This is a genomic window from Luteolibacter arcticus (assembly GCF_025950235.1).
Classification (GTDB): Bacteria; Verrucomicrobiota; Verrucomicrobiia; order Verrucomicrobiales; family Akkermansiaceae; genus Haloferula; species Haloferula arctica.
The window spans coordinates 406998-426959 of record NZ_JAPDDT010000003.1 but is presented as its reverse complement, the minus strand read 5'-3'; the positions used below and the strand labels follow the sequence as shown (position 1 = coordinate 426959).

Here is a 19962-nt window from a genome sequence, read left to right as displayed (position 1 = left end):
GAGTGAACTTAACCTTTTTTGCGGAACTCTCCGGCGATGTTACGGAAGAAGCTCAGCTTCTTGAAGCCAAACAGGAGAATGACGGCGTAGATGATGCTGAAGGCGAGGCCGGCGGCGATCACCAGGCCCCAGGCGTCGATGCGACCGTGAGCCAGGCTCAGGATCCACCAGGCGGCGGCCCCGGCGGGGATGCAGGAGACCGTGGGGATCAGCATGGTGCGCAGGACCTGGCCGAGCTTCACCGGCGTGCCCTTGAGCGACCATGCCCAGTAGGGGATGAAGTTGAGGATCATCGCCGCCGAGTAGGCAATGGCCACGCCTTTCAGCGAACCATCTTGCCCCGGCTCCCTGTCCGGCCAGAAAAATGCTCCCAGGATGAATGCGGCCACGATGATGAGGGAATTTACAACGCCCATCGTGCGGTAGCGTTTGGTATCACCAAGGGCAATGAGAAGCCAGCCGGCTGGATTCGAGATGCCGCCAATGAGGGCCGCGGGCGCCAGCAGGCGGAAGATCTCCGCAGTATTCATCCACTTCTCGCCCAGCCACAGCAAGACCACTTGCTCGGAGAAGAGGGTGAGCCCGGCGATCACCGGGATGCTCAGCGAGCAGATCAGGAGGATGGCATTGAGATAGTAGCGGCCGAAGCGCTCGGGCTCGTTCTGCAGGCGAGACAGCGCGGGAATCGAGACCGCACCGAGCGGCCCGTTGATCTGGCCGATGGGCATCAGGAGCAGGCTGTAGGCGCGGTCGTAGAGTGCCAGCGGGTTCGCGCCGCAGTAGCGGCCGATGAGCAGGCTGCCGGCCTGGCGGGAGAAATAGTTGACGATGTTGAAGCCCAACACGTCGCCACCGAACTTGAGCATGCTGCGCACGCCGTTGTTGCGGGAGGGGGGGCTGGGAACCCAGCGCAGGGACAGCCACATGATGATCGTCTTCACGACCGGCGGTGCGAGCGCCAGTCCGACCAGCGACCAGTAGCCCATGCCGGCCCGTGCCATGAAGATTGCCACCGCGACGCCGGCGATGCTCGATCCGATCTCGGAGACGGCCAGCAGCGAGTAGCGCATGTTGCGCGTGAGCAGCGCCGAGTGTTGCAGGCCCAGCCCGCCGAAGAGGAAGCTCAAGGCCAGCACCGGGATTATCGTCACCAGCATCGGCGTCTTGTAGAACATCGCGATCAGCGGTGCGGAGCCGGCGAAGACCACCGCGATCAGCAGCGAGAGGGCGACATTGATCCAGAACAGCGTCGAGATCTGCCGGTGATTGATGTCCTTGCGCTGGATGGTCGCTTGCGAAAGGCCGACATCCATGAAGATCGCCAGGAAGTTCGTGAACACCGCGGTCATCCCCATGAGGCCGAAATCGCTCTGCGAGATCATGCGCGCCAGCACACCGGTCGAGCCGATGCGAAGGACCAGCCCGCCGATGCGGGCCATGGACATGTAGGAAGCACCGCGGACCGAGTTCTTGCGAAGGTCCTTTGAGACGTCGATCGTGGCAAAGGGATTGCGGCGTCGCTTTTTGTTGGGACGCTTCGGTCCCGCCTGCTCACCGCCAATACGCCGTAACGGCAGCGGTTCGTCAGGTGGTTTTTCGATCACGAGTTCAGCCTGCATCAAGTCGGGGGGGGGAGGGAAGTGTCAGCGGACCTGATCGAGGAATTCCGCGAGCTTGGCCGTGAGGTTCTTTCTTTCGAACTGGTGGACGAACTCCTCGTTCCAATCGCAGGAGAGCTGGCCGGATTTCCATTTCGCATGCTGGCCTTTCAAGGCGGTGAGGAGAGCGTCCACATCGCCCGGCGGGGAGAATACGCCGGTCCCGGCGTGCTCGAGGAAATCGCGGGCATCGCTTTCCGGCAACGTGGCCATCACCGGGCGGCCGGCGGCCATGTATTCGTAGGTCTTGCCGGGCACGAGTCCGGCCTTCATGCCCGCGGGCATCTTGTGCATCGGCAGGAACAGCAGGTCCGCGCCGCGCACGAAGCGCAGGCATTCGCTGTGGCTCAAGTAGCCGGAGCACACGAAGAGGTCCTTGGCGGGAGAGGCGTCGATGAGAGCCTGGTCGGACTTCGAAAGCACGCCGACGCAGTGCATGCGGACTTCACCGGCGATCTCAGGGGCTTCCTTCAGCCATTTTTCCAGCGCCTGCAGCAGGTAGTAGTGCGAGCGGGACAGGCGTTCGACCCCGGGGATGGTCCGGCCTAACAGGCGATATTGCTTCTGCCGCGTCCGCTCCATCAGTCCCTGCTCGGCGTGGAAATAGCCGGAGTGGACGATGTTGAATTTACCGCCGCCGATGGGTGGAACTTCGCCGGAGAAATCCTCGGCATCATAGCCATTGGTGAGGCTGACGACCCGTTCCGGCCGGATTTGCGGCATGGTCTCCTTCACCCGCCGCGCCGACTCGGGTGTATTCATGATGACCAAGGCGGCGCTCTTCAGGGAACGCTGCATCTGGGACTTCTCGAGCTCGCGGTGAAAGCCGGTGCGATGGAGCTGGAATTCATCGAGCGCCCAAGGATCCCGGAGGTCGGCGACCCAGCGGATGCCGGTGCGCCGGGAAATCTCCGCCGCGGCATCCGCTCCATCGAACGGCGACATGGTGACGAAAATCAAGTCGGGCTTGTCCTGCAGCGCGATCCGCGTGCCGGCTTCGATCACGCGCTCCATCCACGTCCGGCCGAAGCGGCTGCGCATGCCTAACAACTCGCGGGCCGCGCGCTCCAGCTTCCCGGGCACGTGCACCTCGTCTGGAATCGAAACGCGGTGGATCTGCACGCTCTCCGGCACTTCATCCATCAGCGCCTGGTCCTTGGGGGTCCAGCGGCGATCATCCGGGGCCTCGATGGTCAGCACGATCGGCAGGTAGCCGGCTTCAGGCAGGTATTTGACGAACTTCAGCGAGCGCTGCACGCCACCGCCTCCCGCAGGCGGGAAGTGATAGGCAATGAAAAGGATCTTCTTCATGGCAGGATCGCCGGGAACGCCATCGTCCGCGGATCGGGGCCGTGCGGTCTCGGAGGAGGGAAGGGCTACCGGAGTCATGGTGTCATCAGGAGCGCGGCATGTCATAGCCGAGGGGTTCCTCGGTTTGGTCGGTTTCTTCCGCCGGGAGGTAGATCATCGCGGCCAGCGAGGAGATCGAGGCGACACTGAACCAGAAAAACACCAGCGACTGGTCGTAGTAGGCGACCGAGACGCTGGTCGCCACGTGGGAGAAAAGACTGGCCCCCATGCACCAGATCATGAAGCGGTCGCGCTCGTCCAATTCCGGCCGCGCGTCGAGGATGTCGCCCACCCATTTGAAGGCGATCCAGAGCACGGCCAGCATCAGGATGATGGCCAGAATGCCGCCCTTCACCCCGAAGCCGAGGTAGTAGTTGGTGATGTCGGTGTGCTGGGATTTGCCCGGCAGGCCGGTGGGCATCCAGGCCCGGGTGTAGTCGGTGCCGATAAGCCACCATTCGTCAAAGCGCTTCACCGCCGCATCAATCAGCTTGGACCGGTGCCAGCCGGTACTGCCGCCCATGCTCATCTTGGCGATGATGAAATAGGCGGGCTGTTTCATGAACACTGTCAGCCCCAGGTAGCCGATGAGCATTCCCCAACGGACCATCGGCATCCACGGGCGGAATTTCCAAAGGAACACCCCGATCAGCCCGAAGACCAGGCTCAGTACCGGGCCGCTGGACGAACAGGCAATGACCAGGGTCAGGCAGGCGAGCAAACCGATCGTGGCGGCCTTGCGATGGCTCCGCCACATCGCGATCATCAGCGGCACCAGCGAGGCCCCCACCGTGCCGGCGAGGATGGCGTGGCGGAAGGGGCCGCGGGCACGGAGTTCGCCGTCCCGGACGACCACCAGATCGCTGACCCCGCCGAAGACCGCGGAGAACATGTTTCTGCCAGTGAGTTCCTCGTAGATCATCTCCAGCGCGACCGGCACCAGCATGTAGGCCATGATCGATGCCAGCGAGTAGAGCTCGGTGAGACTCCGGCAGTAGCATCGCACCATGAGGTAACTGATGCCGATCTCGGCAACCTGACCGATGATGAAGACCGGGCCTGCATCATCGACGCCCGATTCATGGAAGAAGCTCGCAAAGAACATCCAGCCGAAGAACGCGATCATGATCTTGTCGATCACGTTCATCCCGCCCTCGATGCCTTCTCCCTTGATGATGATGCGGAGCAAGCCGACGGCCAGCAACAGGCGGAAGATCGGCAGGTTGATCCCGGCCACCTCGAACTTCTGCCCGTGGGTCATGTAGAGCACGCCGGCCAAAAACGGCACGAGCACCCATTTCCGCGGTGCGCACAGCAGCCCGAGGGCAGTGACGAGGAAGAAGAGAAAGCCGAGCGGACTCACGCGGGAAGTCGGGAAGGAAAGTTGAAGCGCGCTCCCTTCAGGCAGCGCGCGCGGCGACGGTACGATAAACTTCGGCGAGCTTGCGACCTGCTTCGTCCCAGGTCAGCAAGTTAAGATCGGCGACGGACGCCGTCCTCAGCTTCTCCAGCAGCGACCGGTCGCCATCTAGCAGGCGGAGATGCGCTGTCAGTTCATCCACGCTGCGCATGGGATGGATCAAGCCGTTCTTCATGTGCTCGCACACCGCGCCAGAGGCGTCGGAGACCACCAGCACGCATCCCGAGCCACGGGCTTCGTAGGTGACCAGCGCGCTGCCTTCCTCGACCGAGGAAAGCACGAAGATGTCGGCCTGGCGCATCAGGTCGGGCAAGTCGGTGCGGTGGCCCATGATTTTGACGCTGGGGTGGGAAAGCATCGGCTCCAGACGCTCGCGGTAGCCGGGGACGAATTGGCCGCAGACCATGAAGGTACCCTTTTCATGGGCACCCGAGTCGAGCCACGCCTTCAGCGCGTGGTGCAGTCCCTTGCGCGGCTCCACCACGCCGGCATAAATCATCACCAGCCCGTCGTGACCCGGGGTCTCCGCGTGCTGCGGGCTGAAACGCGAGAAATCGTAGCCATACTGGTGGCGCACCAGTTTCGCTTGCTCGAAGCCGCGGTCCAGGAAGGTCCGCGCCACGAAGTCGGACGGGCAGAGCAGGTAGTCCGCCTCCGCGTATTCGCTCTCCTCCAGCGCGAGGCGCTTGGGATCCACCTCGTGATCGTGGTTGTCCGGCAGCACGATGCCGACCTCGCGGTTCTCGCGCTCCACTTCCTCATAGGCGTAAGCGGTATGCGCGTTCGGACGCTCCAGCACCACGGGGATGCCATGGCGCTTCGCGGTGCGGATGGTGCGGATGGATCCGAGCGGCCAGCTATGCACCACATCGACTTCGCGATGGTGGGCATTCAGCCACATCGAGGTGGCGATGTCGTGCCAGTGGCAGGCGAGATCGCGGCCGATCAGCTTGTAGGGCACTCGCAATTTGCCGAGGGACAGCGTCGTCTTCACGGTGACACTGTCGTTCACCGGGCGGACTTGGGAGCCGGTCATCACGGTGACCTGCGCGCCCGCACGGGAAGCGCCTTCGACCTGATGCCAAGCGGTGGTGCAAATGCGTCCCGCACCCAATTTGTGCGGGAAACTATAGAGGACTCGAACGGGGGGGGTGGGATTCACGGGTGAAAAGGGGAGGGGAACCGATGAAACGACGGCACTGCGACCCGTCGCAGTGCCGTCGGAGAGGTGGGAGCGGGGCTCAGGGATTCGAGGTGACCCGGAGGCCCTGAGGTGCCGAGGGCGGTGTCGAGGTGCCGAAGACAATGTCGGACAACATGTGCGTGCCACCTTCGAGGGCAACGATGCCCAGGTGATCGAGGCTGCTTACCGTGGCTTGTTCCGTCCGGAAGCTGAAGTTCTGCGCGATCAAGACCGGCAGGCCGCCGTCAGGCGTCACGGTTACCGAGTATTTCTTCGTCGAGAAGTCCACGTCCATCTGGAAGCGGTAGATCGTTCCCGCGGCGTAGGTCAGGGTGGCCAGGGCCTGATAGGCACCGCCATTGCGGGCATCGATCGTGCCGTTGATATTGAAACGGGCGATGCAGGCGAGGTCCTTGTAGTCATCCACCGAGCCGAGGGCGAGGCCTGTCACTGCGTCCACGTTGGGCCCGTCCGCGACCGCATTCCACCGCACGGTGAAGCGCGAGTTCTGGGTCGGGACGACGATGTTGGTCCACGCGTCACTGGAGATAAAAGCGCTGCCGATCCCGAAGTTCGCGGTGGCCACGGCGCTGTTGGTGGCACCCGTCTTGGTCCCGATCGCCTTGAGCGTGGAGGTCGCGGAAATCATCACCGGTCCGGTGTAGAGCGTGGAGGATGCGGTCGGCGTACTGCCATCCAGGGTGTAGCGGATCGCAGCGCCCGAGGTGGAGGTGGTGATCGTCACCGACTGGGCCGAGCTGAAGAAGCCGCCGTGCGGGGAGAAAACCGGTGTGTTCACCTGGTTGGTGATCACGTAGTCGCTCGTTTGCACGCCCGAGGGATCAAGGCCGCTGGCGGTCGCAAAGGCCCGGATGGTGGTGGTCGCCGACACCGGCAGCGGCCCGGTGTAGCGGGTGGACGAGGTGGTCGGAGTGCTGCCGTCGAGCGTGTAATAGATCGCAGCGCCGCCGGTCGAGCAGGTCATGGTCACCTGTTGTGGGGAATTGTAGGTGCCGCCGGCAGGGATGAAGACGGGGCGTTGGACATCCGTGGTCGCGCCGGGGTTCGCCCAGATCGTATTAAGGTAAGCGTCGGTCGGGTAGACCGGCATGCCCGAGTTGTTCTGGTTGAGATTGGTGTCCACGGTCCAGGAACCGGACAAGGGTTGGTTCAATGAACCGTAGGTCTTGTTGGTCTTGGTGTTCTGGACGAAGCTCCACGGGCGGGTGGAGTCCCTGTCGTTCAAGCCCATGCCGCCGATGAAGACGCAGTCCTTGGCCGTGAAGTTCTTGCCGGAGCCGTTGAAGGCGTTGGAAGTCGACTCGGTGGCACCGCCTGGCAGGTGGGGATAGCGCGAAAGCGAGGTTTCGCCCGAGACCACGTAGCACTTCTCGAGGAAGAACCCATCGACATTGCCAGTTTGGATCGAGCAGTTGTTGGACGAGAAGTAGGCGCTGTCGCGCATGGTGATGTTGCTGTATTCACCACCGCCCGCAGCGGCCATCTGGAAGGTGTCGGTGTGGGGCTTGGCACCGCTGTAGGGAACCTCGAAGAAGCGTGGCGCGTGGTAGCAGCCGTCAAAGCGCCAGCCATCGAAACCGCCGCCACCGGCGTAGAGGTCAGCCGAGTCATCGCTGACGACGTAATGATCGGGTTGGACCATTTCAACCACCTCGATACCCTGGGTCACGAAGCCATCGGTGCCGTAGACGCCCAGGTGGCCGGTGCACTTGATCCATGCAAGGGCGGAGCGGTTGCATCCGTGCATTTTCACGCCGCTCTTCACGGAGCCGTTGGTGCCGGTGTTGATCGACTCGAAGCCAGCGAAGCAGACGCCAAAGACCTTTACGAAGCGCACGCCCTTCTCCCATTTCACGGTGCCGTAGCCGTCGCGGGGTGCGACGGTGACGCGCTGGCCCCAACTGTTGGAACCCACGTTTTGGATGACGGGATCGGCGCCGGAGCCGCTGCCGTTGCCGGTCAGCGTGCCGGGAGCCACCAGGATCAGGGTGCCGCTATTCGCCTGGGCGTTGGTGACGGCCTGGATGGCGTTTCGGATGGCCGTCCAGTTGCAGGGGACGTTCACGATGTTCGACACCGTGTTGTCATACATGAACGGTGTCGGGATCAATTCCGGCCAATGGGTTCCATTTGGGCCGAAAGCAGGGGTCCGCGTCGGCTTTGCAGACGCAGAAAACGGGGCCGCGAGTGCGGCTGCTAGAAGAAGGAAGTAGGCTTTGATTCTCATGTACAGGTTCGGTGGTTTCCGATTTGCTGGTTTTGAGGGGGATCAGGCCGGTGCCGGACTGAAAGGCGCAGGCTGGGGGCACCGCGTTTTGCGTGGTCCGTCAATTCACAATCGCAAGAGATCCTTAACGAATTTTGAATTTACCGGAGTTTTTTCAATTTGAGAATCCTAGAGTCCGAAGAATCGGCCTGTTAGCAAGTCGCAAGTCGATTTCCTGTCCTAACAGTTAAATTTCACCATTGGTCTTTAGTGACTTAGAAATGTTGCGGGAATTACGGAGGGTGTGCACATTGCGCATGAAGCGGAATGCACGCCAGCTCTCAGGGAACAAGTCCCTGCTTGAGAGCGTCAATTTGTCGCATCGTTTCCGGGCGGAGGGGCTCGCGATTCTCCAAACGGCGGGGAATCAACTCGGACGCCGACTTCATGGCGCGGATGAAGTCCTTCAGGTGACCTCGCCGGCAAGCGGTGATGAATTGGAAGGCCATCCGCGGGATCGCATACTTGAGCGCCTTCCAGCCGGGCAGGCAGGCGGCGGCGACCAGCAGTTGGTTGCGCGGCTTGTAGAACACGCTGACCTCGCTGCGGCGGGAGACCTCGTTGGCATGATGCAAGACCGAGAGTTCCGGGCAGTGGAGGATCGATCCGCCGTTGTCCAGGATGCGGAAGGCCAGTTCCACTTCCTCGTAGTGCATGTAGAGGATCTCGGGATACATGCCGGCCTTGATGAGCTCCTCACGCCGGAACGCGTAGGCGGTGCCGCTGAAGTAGGAAGTCAGGAAGCTCTTGCCCGCGTATTGCTCGATCGGCACCGGGTGCCACCAGCGGGGGGTGTCTTCCGACTTTCCGTCCGGCTTGTAGAGGCGGAAGGCGAGGCCGGTGACGGTGGGATGCGCCTTCATGCGCTTCTCCACGTTGGCCAGCACGTGGCAGTCGGGCACCGTGACGTCGCTGTCGAGGCCGACGATGATGTCCCCCTTGGCCGCGCGGATGCCGCGGTTGCGGGTGACGGCCGGGCCGCCGTTTTTCTCGTTCACCAGCAGGGTGACCTGCGGGTAAGCGCGGCGGATGGCCTCAACGCTATCGTCCGGCGAGCGGTCATCGACGACGATGACCTCCATCTCCACGCCTTGCTGGGCATAGACGTCGGCCAACAGCGCGAGCACGCAGTCGCGGCGGTTATAGCTGGGAATGACAACGCTGATCATGGGTGTGATGGGGCGCTGATTCACTCAAGCGGTGGGGCTGCCGTAGCCGCAGATCCACTTGTTGCGCTCCGCCCACAGCGTTTGCCAGCGGGCGGCGGCACTGTTTGCGGAATCGGGCTTGGCCTTCACCTTGCTGAGCGCAGCGCGCAGCCCGGTGCCAGTGGCTAGGAAGAACAGGCCGAGCCATTGGGCCAGACCGGTCCAGTGGGTGCGGACCAGACTCGCCTTGCCGCGGTAGAGCAGCATCGTCTTGTGGACCGGCGTGTCGGAGCAGGCGCCCACTTCGTGGATCAGCGTTGCGTCCGGACAGATGACCGGGCGGTAGCCGGCGGCGTGGGCACGCATCGCGAGATCCGCATCCTCACCATACATGAAGTAGCGTTCATCGAGGCCGCCGAGCTTGTTCCACACTTCCGTGGGAGAAAGCAGGAAGCAGCCGGTGATGACGCCGACCTCGCGGACGGTGTCGCGTTGCCAGGAGCCGAGGGACTCTGGGTCGAGGAAGCGGTTCTTCGGTGCGATGGTGGTCAGGCCGAAGGCGAACAAGGTCATGCTCCACAAGGTGGGACGACCCCAGCACGAGGAGGGCTCGAGGCTGCCATCCGGGCGCAAGGTGCGTCCGCCGTAGAGACCGTGGTTCGGATTCTTGCGGGCGAAATCCACGATCACGTCCACGGCGTTGTCGAGAATCACGGTGTCGGGATTCAAGAGCAGCACGTACTCCGCGTTGGAATGCTTCACTCCGAGATTCACTCCCTTGGCGAAGCCGAGGTTGGTGCCGGGCAGCACCAGTTCGACTTCCGGGAAGTTCGTGCGGATGAAATTGACGGTATCATCGCGGGAGTCGTTATCGACCACGATGACCTGTTGGGTGACGGACTTCCTCTGGGCGAATACGCTTTCGAGGCAGGCTCCGATGTGGTCCTGCGAATTGTAGGACACGATGACGATGGCTACGTCGGCTTTCATGGGGGGGATGATTCAACAGCAGTGACGGGTTCTCGTGTTCCGATGACCCGGGCGGGGACTCCCGCGGCGATCGAGCCGGCGGGGAGATTCTTGGTGACGACGGCACCGGCACCGACGATGCAGCCATCGCCGATGGTGACGCCGGCGGTGACCACGACGCGGGCACCGAGCCACACGTCGTTGCCGATGCGAATGTCGCGTTCGTTCTTCGGTTGTTGCCGGAAGGGTTTGCCGGCTTCGAAGCGATAGTCGGAAGCAGTGATGAAAACCTCGGGCGCGAGGGACACGAAGTTCCCGAGGATGATGCGGCCGGTCGAGTCGCCGGCCCACAGGTAGCAGCGTTCGCCGATGTGACAGTCGCGTCCCATCTCGATGCGCTCGCCGTTTCGCAGCGAAGCATTCGGGGCGATGCCCGATCCCTTTCCTTTCCTGATCTTGCCCCGCTCGCGGACATGGCTGTAGCCGCTGTAGTGGATCAGTCTGAGGATGTGAAGATACGACCGGGGATCGAGGATCGATCCGGCGAAATTCAGGACTTTGGAAAGGGAGGGCATGGGTGTGTCCAGACGATGCTTATCGGCAGGAATGCATCATGACGCTCCGCGGCCGAACAAGACGGCGGGCACGGTTTTGACCAGGATCTTGAAGTCGAGCCAGATGGACCAGTTGTCGATGTACTCGCTGTCCATCTGCATCCAACGCTCGAAGGTGGTGTTGCTGCGGCCGCTGATTTGCCAGACGCAGGTGATACCAGGCTTCACGGAGAGGCGCTTGCGGAAGAGCCACTCGTACTTCTTCACCTCATCCGGGAGCGGCGGGCGCGGGCCGACCAGGCTCATCTCGCCGTGCAGCACGTTGAAGAGCTGGGGCAGCTCGTCGATGCTGGTCTTGCGGATGAAGCGACCGATCCGGGTGATCCGCGGATCGTCCTTCATCTTGAAGGCCGGGCCATCGGCAATCTCGTTGAGGTGGGCGAGTTCCTTCTTCTTCGCTTCGGCGTCCACCACCATCGAGCGGAACTTGTAGATGCGGAAGCTACGCTGGTTCATGCCGACGCGGTCCTGGGCAAAGAACACCGGACCGGGGCTGGTGACCTTGATCAGGATTGCCACCACCAGCATCAGCGGGGCGAGCACGATCAGTGCGGTCAAGGAAAGCGCGGCGTCCACCATACGCTTGGCGAGCAGTTGCAGCAGCATCTGCTCGCGGAACATCGTGACGACGGCCTCGCCTTCGAATTCCTCGAGGTGGACGTTCTTGAACAGCGACTCATCTTGCAGATCCGGCATCAGGCGCACCACCACGCCGAGGTCGCGGGCGTGCTGGACGACGGTGACGATGTCGCTGAAGCGCGACTCCACCGGGAGGCAGACCATCATCTCATCGACTCGCTCGCGCTTGAGCACGCCCTGGAGTTCATCCAGCGTTCCCAGCACTTCGCCGCGGTGGCTGTTTCGCTCGCTCCAAGTCTGGCGGGTGCTTTCGTTCTCGGCGACGAAGCCGATGATCTTGTAGCCAAGCTCCGGCTTGGCGTCGATCTTGTCGGCCACTTCGTTGGCACGCGAGTTGGCTCCGATGATCAGCAGGTAGCGGTAGTTGTAACCTGAGCGCCGGGCGCTCATCAGCACCAGCCGCAGGGCCAGCCGGCTGATGACTCCGGCACCGGTGACCGCGCTCCAGAAGAACAGGATGTTGAGGGTATTGAAGCTGCCGACCGCGAAGATCCCGCTGACGAGCATCAGCCAGAACGCTGCCAGCGTGGTGGCCTTGACCAGATCCTTGATCTGGGTGGTCAGCGCGACGAAACGGTCGGCCTTGTAACGGATGGTGTAGGCGAAGATACCGACCCAGCCGAGGGCCAGGATCAGCACGCCGATGGTATCGGTGATCCGGGGTGTGGCCGGAGTGGTCGGATGACCGCCGAAAAGGGCGATCTCCGGACGGAAGTAGATGATCAGTGCTGCCGCAGCCACCAGCGTGAGCTGGTCAAGCAAGCGAAAACTATGGATCAGCACCTTGTGTCGAAGGCGAATCATTGGGGGGGCGGGGGGATGGGGGGTGAGGGCGTTCTAGCAGGGGGGAGGGGCGTCAACAAGCCGGATCATCGGCATCCGGCAAAGGAACCGCGTGGCGGCGGAACCAGCAGGCGAGATCCTTTGCCAGAGGATTCCAGTATTTTCCCCGGTAACGGCTGCACAGGTGTTCGAGGAACTCCTTCACCAGCGAATGCGGGTAGCAGGTTGAGGTCCGTTTTCCGGAGAAATTGATGTAGTCGGGATGAATATTAACCAGGGCGAGGCCGCCCTTGCGGGCGATCCATTCGAGCTTCTGCTTCCAGATTTCCGTCGTCTCCTCGCCGAGCAGGAGGAAGAGGGTGGAATCCTGCGGCAGCGTGTAGGGGAGCTCGACGTAGCCGGGGGCGGGGTCATCCGACTTGACGAGAAAGGGGAAGATGGTGCGGGAGCCTTCCGGCTGGGGCTCGAAGGGGTCGGTGTCGAAGGTCGAGGCGTCGTAAGTCACGTCGAGGTCGTGGATCCAATCGAGCTGCCGCATCATGAAGCCGGAGCGGAAGCCGACCGAACCCCAATTCTTGAGATGGCGATTGATGCGGCCGGCCTTCTGGAGGAATCCCTGCCGCGATCCGTAGAGGCGGCCGTCGTGATTGAGGTCGTGGACGCCGATTTCGAATCCCCTCGCTTCCAACCAGGCGCGGAGTTCGGCCGGATCCTCGTAGGGGCCTTCCGGGATGAAGTTGAAGGAGGAGCGCAGGCCGAGGCCGACTTCGAGTTGGGCGAGGTCCCGGACCTTTTCCAGTCCGGCACACGACTCGACATCGTGGGTGATGACGAAGGCGAATTCATTCCCTTCCGGCCAACCGGACCAGCCGGCTGGTGGGGAAGCCGAGGTGACATCGATCGGCCACGTGCTGCGGCAGTCGCGCACGATCGCACGGGCCCGGCTGCGGCGCAGAGCCCAGCGGAGCCGGCGGGGGATGAACGGCTTGATCCGGTAATACGCCCGGGTCAGGAAGCCGGGCGATCCCGTTGCCATCGCCTCATAGGAGGAGGCCAGTTGTTTCGGCATCGGAAGGAGTGGGGAGGAGGTTCGATCCGGGTGCTCAAGGGTGGAACGGCAAGGGTGAGTGGTTTCAAATATCTCCCGCGACCCAGCGTGGGGCGTGGGAACGGGCCTTGTTGAAGACGCAGGAAACGTCGGCGCGGCCTTTGACCAATTCGGAGTAGCCCCACTTGAGGGTGTCGCGGTTGGTGTCTTCGCCATCGACGACCAGCAGGACCTTGTCCATCAGGCCGGCCATCGCGAGTGTCGGGCTGGTCTGGCCCATCGGCGGCATGTCGAAAATCACGTAGTCGAACTCGCTGGCGCGGAAATGCGGGAGGAGTTCGTAGAGATGCATCGGGCCGAAGGGAGTCGCACTCGGGTCGGCCTTGGTCGCCGCGGCGCTGGCGAGGTAGAGGTTCTGGCCGCCTTCCTTGAAGCGGGTGTTGCGAGCTGCCTGGAGGGCGCCGACCACCGAGTGGAGCGGCTTGTTGCCGAACATCGGATTGTCGTCCGGGTAATCGGAATTCAGATCGACCAGCAGGACCTTCGCGCCATTGACCTCAGAGAAGGCCTTGGCCAAGCCGGCCGCGATGGTGGAGGTGCCCGCGCCTGCCGAGAGGCCGGTCACGGCCATCAGCTTGGGCTTGTGGGTCATGTTGTTGATCTGGAAATTGAAGACGATGCGGTCGCGGATCGCTTCGGAATACGGGTGGATGAAGTGATCCGTCCGTCCGGCGAAGGCAGGGAAGCCATTGGCAGTGCGCACGGCTGGCAGCAACTTCTCGCCCTCGGTGCCGGACGCTTCGTCGTGATCGTTGGCAATCAGGTGAGCGCCGCGGTTCTTCGGCCGCACATAGGGGATGGAAAGCATGAGCGGCACCTGGAGCCGGCCTTCGATCTCGGTCGGGCGGGTGATCCGGCGGTCCACCACGAGCTCGAGGAGGAAGGCAATGCCAAGTCCGAGGGCAAAGCCTGCTCCGGCGAGTCCCAGCACGAGCTTCTTGGTCGTCTCGCTGAAGCTCTGTTTTGGCAGGGTCGGGCTCTCCACGATCTTGAGGCCGGGGATCTCCGTGCGATCCAGATTGCGGTCCACTTCGGCCTTCTTGAGGTTGGACTCGAGCAAGCGGTATTCGCCATCCTGCATCTCCCGCTGGCGCTCCAGCTCGGCGATCTGTGGTCCGACTTCGGTGAGCTTCTTGAACTTGTCTTCCAGTTCGGCGAGGTGGCTTTTGTAGCGGCCGATGCGGGCAATGATGGATCCCATCACGGCCTTTTCGTGGTCAAGTTCGGCCAGTGGATTCACCGTGGGCTCGCCCGCCGGGGTGACGCTTTCCGCCACCAGTCCGGGTGCTTTCGCCAGCAAGGCATTGCGTGCCGCCTTGGTGGAATTGATGTCCTGCTGATTGCGGACCACCTGGGGATTTCCCGAGGCGAACTTGCTGCGCAGGGCGAGGTCCTGAGTCTGGAGATACTCGAGGCGCTTGGCGAGCTCGCGGTATTCCTCCACTTGCTCCGGCTTGGGCGCTGCCGCGGCGGGCCGGGGCGAGGCTCCCTGCGGTGCCTCGGTCGTGGCGCCTTGTCCGGAAAGCTTCTTTTCCAAGGAGTCGACCTTGGATGATTGGGCGGCGAGTTCCGCTTCGGCACCGACGATGTCGCCTTGGGTCTTGTCGCGTTGGGTCGAGAGCGAAAGCGATTGCTCATGGACCGAGATGATCCCGGAGTCTGCCTTCAGCTTGTTGAGTTCCTGCTCGGTCTTGTGAAGCTTCTCACGAACGACGTTCGCCTGCTTCGATACCGAGTCGAAGGCACCGACCGAGCGGTGGATTTCAAGGTGCCGCTCGGGATACCGCTTGATCACGCTTTCCAGCACATCGCGGGCAAGCTCGGGATCGGGGTGGCGATAGGTGAGGAGGAGCACATTGCTGCCGCGGGACTCGGGGGCGATTTCAAGGCCGCCTTGCACCACGTTCGCCGCGTCCGTCAGGGCTGACTGGCCAAGCGAGTTGGGCACCAGCCGCTCGACGCCGACGCTCTGGGCAACCTCGGCGGCGAGATCGCCGCTGCGAAGGATGACCATCTCGGTGTTGATCACTTGCTCGCCCGAGCGACCGCCGGCATCGACCTGGCTGTCGATGCCATCGGTGCCGCCGCGCTGGATCACGTGTTTGACGAGGATCCGCGAGTGGGATTCGTAAAGAGGCTTCTGCGTGGTGTACACGCCTGCTGCGGCACCGAGGCCGAGTAGGCCAAGGAAAAGGATCTTCCACTTGTGCTTGAAGAGCACGAACAGGATGTCCTGAAGGCCAAGGCCTCCTTTTGAGGGGGTGGGAACAGTCTTTTGCATTCCGGGGGGGGGACTGACGTTAGGCGTTGCGAGGGGAGGAAATCAACAACAGGAAATTCAAAGCAGATATTCCGCCATGGGGCATTACGCGATGACGGGGGGTCAAGGGAGCGATTTGAAATCGTTTTCGGGGACTTCGCGGATGACGCGGGCGGGGTTTCCGGCGACGACGGTCCGTGGCGGAACGTCGCGCGTGACCACGCTGCCGGCGCCGATCATCGCGCGGTGGCCGATGGTCAAACCACCTAGGATCGTGCTGCCAGACCCGATCGAGGCACCGGCTTCCACCAAGGTGGATTCGCAGGTCCAATCGTCGGAGTTTTTCGGTGAGCCATCTGCATTCGCCGCACGGGGAAAGCGATCATTCACGAACATCACGCCGTGGCCGATGAAGACCTCGTCCTCGATGCGGACTCCTTCGCAGATGAAGGTGTGGCTTGAGACCTTGCAGCGGGCGCCAATCTTCGCGCCGCGCTGGATTTCGACAAAGGTGCCGATGCGGGTATCGTCGCCGATCTCGCAGCCGTAGAGGTTCACGAAGTCGAACAGCTTGACCCGTTCTCCGAGCACCACGTCCGCCGCGACCCGCAGGTTGTCTTCAGGAAAGCGGGTCATGGTGGTGTTGGTTGCGCTTGGTCCGAGGCCTCCCGGAAAGGGCGGCGGGATGCGGGTTGGGTGGCCACCGCAACGGGGCCACCGCCAGCGCGGAGTGATGCGGAGCTGGCTTCGAGGATTCTCACCACCTCGAGCCCGCGCTGGCCACAGGTCAGGGGCCGGCGCTGCTCACGAATGCACTCGATGAGGTGAGCGCACATGGTTTTCAGCGGTTCGCTCTGCTCGATCCTCGGTAGGTAGCAATCGCCGTAGTGATAGGAATAGTGGAACTCCGCGAAGCTGTCGTAGTGCGGCGGGCATTCGACCCGCACGTCGTAGATGCGGATCTTTTCCAGCGGCTGGAGATCGTCATAGACGATCATCTTGTGGGTGCCCACGAAGGTCATCTGGCGGACTTTCCGCGGCTCCAGCCAGGAACTCTGGATGGTCGCGAAGCGCTTGCGCTTGAAGCCAAGCGAGAGATTGGTGACATCCTCGATGCCCGGGTGAATGTGGGCATTGCCCTGGCAATTCACCCGTTCCGGCGCTTCGCCCATGAGGTGCAGGATGATCGAGAGGTCGTGGGGTGCGAGATCCCATGCGACATTGATGTCCTGTTGGAAGAGGCCGAGGTTCAGGCGCTGGCAGTTGATGTACTTCAGTTCGCCGATCCCACCGGAGCGGACGATGTCGGCGATTTTCCGGACCGGTTCGGAGTAGAGGTAAGTGTGGCCGACCATCAAGGTCAGGCCCTCGCTGCGGGCGATCGCGATGAGGTCCTCGCACTCCGCGGCGGAGGACGCCATCGGCTTCTCGATGAAGACATGCTTGCCCGCGAGCAGGGCGGCCTTGGCGAGGCCATGGTGGGTTTTGACCGGCGTGGCGATCACCACGACGTCGAGTGACGGGCTTTCGAGGAAGCGCTTGAAGTCGGTGAAAGCGCGGGTGCCGGGATGAAGCCGGCGGACATGCTCGAGCCGGTCCGGATCGATATCGCACAACGCAGCGACCTCGGCATCCGGGTGGAGACTGAAATTGCGGGCGAGATTTGGCCCCCAGTAACCGCACCCAACGATGCCGACGGCGAGCTTGTCCTTCATGATCGATCTCCGAACCGCTGCCTGGCGTAGCTGAGCATCGGTTCCTCCGCCGGTTCGGCGTCGGAGGTGAGGAAGCGGCGTTGGAAGCATTGCTTCATTTCCCCCAGTAGTGCCATCGGGGTCCGGAAGATCACGATTAGATCAAGGCCGAGTGACGAACGGCGGGCGTAAGCCACATCCAGGGCTGCCATTTCGCGAAAGGTCGTGCGGTTCTTGCCATTGACCTGCCAGAGTCCGGTGAGGCCGGGCAGGACTTGAAAACGCTCGCGCTGGGCGGAGGTGAAGAAGCCGTGCTCGCCGGGAATGCAGGGACGCGGGCCCACGAGGCTCATTTCGCCGCGCAGGACGTTGAAAAGCTGCGGCAGCTCATCCAGTCCGGTACTCCGGAGGAAGCATGCGCCGGGAATCAGGCGGGCGTCGCCGAGTTCATCGAGCTTGATCAGCGGCCGGTCGGATTCGACCAGCCGTGCCACGTGGAGTTCGTGGTTCCGGGTGGGCGCACCTTCGTGCATGGTCCGGAATTTGAAGATAGTGAAGAGCTTCTCGCCGTGGCCGACGCGCTTTTGGAGGAACAATGCCGGGCCTCGTGAAACCAGGCGGATCCACAGCGCCACGGCCACGATCAGCATGATCGAAATCGGCAGCGTCATCACGACGAGCGAGACATCCAAGGCGCGCTTCCATGATGGAACGGCGGTCAGGACCCGCTTGGCCGCAGGGCGTCGCCGGACGGGGCTGGTGGTGGGGAGCCTCGACTTCGTTTCGCGGCTCTTCGTGCGACGGTCAAGAGTCGCGGTCGCAGTGGCTTCCATGTATCCTTGTCGGCAGCCAGCTGCCGACCGGTGGGGCCGATCAATGGGGGGTGTGATCATCCGGGGGGGGAGTGGGGGGTGGAGATATGACGGATCTTCAGGAAAAATTCTAGCAGGGGATCATGGCGGGAGGGTTTTCTCGATGATGATGTGCCTTGGCGAATTTCACGATGCTGCCGCCCTTGGTCGTTTGGTTCCACTTGTGGCGTGGCCAAGACCTGAATGGGGAGGTGAACAGGAGGTGACCTCCCCGTTACTTTCAGGCCTGCAGAAAATTTCGCGACAGTCAGACCCTCTCACGAGGGCCGGGTGGAACGGGGGCGAAACCAGCAGAAATTCAAGTGGGGGAGATGTTCTGGGGGTGGGGATGAACAGCGCCGCTTGTTCTATCAGAATGACACGCGCTCTCAAGCTTTTATTTGAACATCCGTGGCGAGGGGTAGTCACAATTCTGCCAGATTTACCAAACTGTGAATTCGGACGATGTGGCAAGGGTGACGGACCTCCTTTTTTTTGAAGTTTCCGGAGGAGCGGACCGACGGCTAACAGCCGCATTGCCGTATCCGTGAACATGAATTCTTCAGAGGCGAGCATTCAGAATCTCCGAAGCAAGTGGCAGCAACTGCCATGCCATGAAAGGGAAGACCCGCGGACGAACCATTAGTAATCCACGCTGATCCCGGTCGTGATCTGCCACTGGGACCAATCCTTCTGGCCCGTATTGGTGGCGCACTTAACCGTGGATTCGAAATTCACCCGGTCGGAGTAAAGATTCCGGCGATAGGTGAGATAGGCATTCATGAACTCGTCGTCTTCGCGATTGCCGACGACGACACCGACCGCCTCGTAGTCGGAAAAGCTTACTCCGACACCGAGTTCCAACGAGGACCGTTCGAAATTCCGGACAATGGCGGAGGTGAATGAAAGGTCATTCACCAGATAGTTCAGATTATTCGGCGAGGGAACGGTCGAGTAGCGGACTCCTGCCCGGAACGTCCACAGATGGCTGAGCATGTAGTCGGCCGCCAGCCTGCCGGTGAAGCCGGGTTCCCAGCCTTCGTTGCTCCGCGAGTTCTTGGAGTATTCGAGACCGCCGGCGGCATCCAGGAGGATCCGCTCTCCAAACTGGTAGCGGGTCTTGACCAGCAGGGCGACGGCATCGCGTTCCCCGGTGCTGTCGGACTCGGTCATGGTGTAGGTGATCGAGGGACCGATTCTCAGTCGCTCGGTGGCGTCCCACAGGCCCGCGACCTCGGAGGTGTAGATGTCCGAGCCGGAGCGGGCGCCGGAGCTGTAGTCGGATTGGGAAGCGGACCATCCCGCCAGGAGTGCGGTGCGTGGACCCAGTTGGTAACTTCCGGAAATCCCGTAACCCAAGATCGATCCTTCGATGAAGCCGCCCACCAGACGATCGGCCATCGAGACCTCGTCATAGTCCGCATAGACCTGGATGGTGGTCCGGGTCGCGGCGTATTTGAACAACACGCCCCCGCTGTGGTTGATGCCGTTGAGATCCTCGTTGTTGAGGTAGGCGAGGAACGAAGGGGCATAACGCCCCTCGAAGGAAAACTCCGCGCCACCCTCGGGATCGGTCCGGTAGGTGATCCACGGATTCACATCCGCGGTGAGCTCACTGACCGTGTAGTCCTCGGAGAGGAAGAAGTTCGAGTCGTAGGTGAGGAGGGCGCCGACGCCGAAATCAAAGCCGCCCTTCAGATTGGCGAGGGCCGGCGAAGGGAAGAACGTTTGTGTAAGGGCACGATTCCCGTCGCTGACGCGAAGGGAGAAATCCTGGCCAGAAGCGAGGCCAGATGTGAGGAAGGGCGCGCCAGCAAAAGCGGCGGCTACGAATCCGCGAAGGGGTGTCGCGGAAGGAAGTCGAAGGGGGGGCATACGGACTTTTTCCGGGGTGAACGGCAAAAGCCTGCCTCACGCACGGCTCAAGTGTCAATCCGAAAGGCCACCATCTAACCGTTGGAGAGGCCCGTTGGAGAGGCCCGTGGCCTAACGGAGGAC

Annotated in this window: 15 protein-coding genes; all 15 read right to left on the bottom strand. The window is 62.3% G+C overall.

Translation table 11 applies throughout. The annotated features are described in order from the left end of the window. Positions 1-8: 8 nt before the first annotated feature. Positions 9-1619, bottom strand: coding sequence for a lipopolysaccharide biosynthesis protein (locus OKA05_RS10080; protein WP_264487006.1), 1611 nt, complete (start codon positions 1617-1619; stop codon positions 9-11). Between the two features lie 24 nt (positions 1620-1643). Continuing rightward, positions 1644-2969, bottom strand: a complete 1326-nt coding sequence (locus OKA05_RS10075; RefSeq protein WP_264487005.1) for a glycosyltransferase — start codon at positions 2967-2969, stop codon at positions 1644-1646. 85 nt (positions 2970-3054) lie between these two features. Further along, entirely contained in the window at positions 3055-4371 is a 1317-nt protein-coding gene (locus OKA05_RS10070; RefSeq protein ID WP_264487004.1) for an O-antigen ligase family protein, read from the bottom strand. Between the two features lie 37 nt (positions 4372-4408). Beyond that, positions 4409-5590, bottom strand: coding sequence for a glycosyltransferase family 4 protein (locus OKA05_RS10065; protein ID WP_264487003.1), 1182 nt, complete (start codon positions 5588-5590; stop codon positions 4409-4411). Positions 5591-5669: 79 nt separating this feature from the next. Next, positions 5670-7742, bottom strand: a complete 2073-nt coding sequence (locus OKA05_RS10060; RefSeq protein ID WP_264487002.1) for a chitobiase/beta-hexosaminidase C-terminal domain-containing protein — start codon at positions 7740-7742, stop codon at positions 5670-5672. A gap of 437 nt (positions 7743-8179) precedes the next feature. Next, positions 8180-9067: a glycosyltransferase family 2 protein gene (locus tag OKA05_RS10055; RefSeq protein ID WP_264487001.1), complete on the bottom strand. Its 888-nt coding sequence runs from the start codon at positions 9065-9067 to the stop codon at positions 8180-8182. Positions 9068-9091: 24 nt separating this feature from the next. After that, on the bottom strand, positions 9092-10036 hold the full coding sequence (locus OKA05_RS10050) for a glycosyltransferase family 2 protein (protein WP_264487000.1): 945 nt from the start codon (positions 10034-10036) through the stop codon (positions 9092-9094). Continuing rightward, positions 10033-10590, bottom strand: a complete 558-nt coding sequence (locus OKA05_RS10045; RefSeq protein WP_264486999.1) for an acyltransferase — start codon at positions 10588-10590, stop codon at positions 10033-10035. The genes OKA05_RS10050 and OKA05_RS10045 overlap by 4 nt, the downstream gene beginning before the upstream one ends. A 36-nt stretch (positions 10591-10626) precedes the next feature. Continuing rightward, the gene (locus OKA05_RS10040) at positions 10627-12072 is read right to left on the bottom strand and encodes a sugar transferase (protein ID WP_264486998.1); all 1446 of its coding nucleotides are present in this window, start codon (positions 12070-12072) and stop codon (positions 10627-10629) included. Positions 12073-12124: 52 nt separating this feature from the next. Further along, positions 12125-13120 (bottom strand): polysaccharide deacetylase family protein, encoded by a 996-nt coding sequence (locus OKA05_RS10035; RefSeq protein ID WP_264486997.1) that lies wholly within the window; start codon positions 13118-13120, stop codon positions 12125-12127. 64 nt (positions 13121-13184) lie between these two features. After that, positions 13185-15440: a GumC family protein gene (locus tag OKA05_RS10030; protein WP_264486996.1), complete on the bottom strand. Its 2256-nt coding sequence runs from the start codon at positions 15438-15440 to the stop codon at positions 13185-13187. 102 nt (positions 15441-15542) lie between these two features. Continuing rightward, positions 15543-16055, bottom strand: a complete 513-nt coding sequence (locus tag OKA05_RS10025) for an acyltransferase (protein WP_264486995.1) — start codon at positions 16053-16055, stop codon at positions 15543-15545. Continuing rightward, positions 16052-17134, bottom strand: coding sequence for a Gfo/Idh/MocA family protein (locus OKA05_RS10020; RefSeq protein ID WP_264486994.1), 1083 nt, complete (start codon positions 17132-17134; stop codon positions 16052-16054). The genes OKA05_RS10025 and OKA05_RS10020 overlap by 4 nt, the downstream gene beginning before the upstream one ends. Further along, positions 17131-17946 (bottom strand): sugar transferase, encoded by an 816-nt coding sequence (locus OKA05_RS10015; protein WP_264486993.1) that lies wholly within the window; start codon positions 17944-17946, stop codon positions 17131-17133. Before OKA05_RS10015 ends, OKA05_RS10020 begins: the two co-directional genes overlap by 4 nt. Positions 17947-18606: 660 nt before the next feature. Continuing rightward, positions 18607-19839 (bottom strand): outer membrane protein, encoded by a 1233-nt coding sequence (locus tag OKA05_RS10010; protein WP_264486992.1) that lies wholly within the window; start codon positions 19837-19839, stop codon positions 18607-18609. Positions 19840-19962 lie beyond the last annotated feature (123 nt).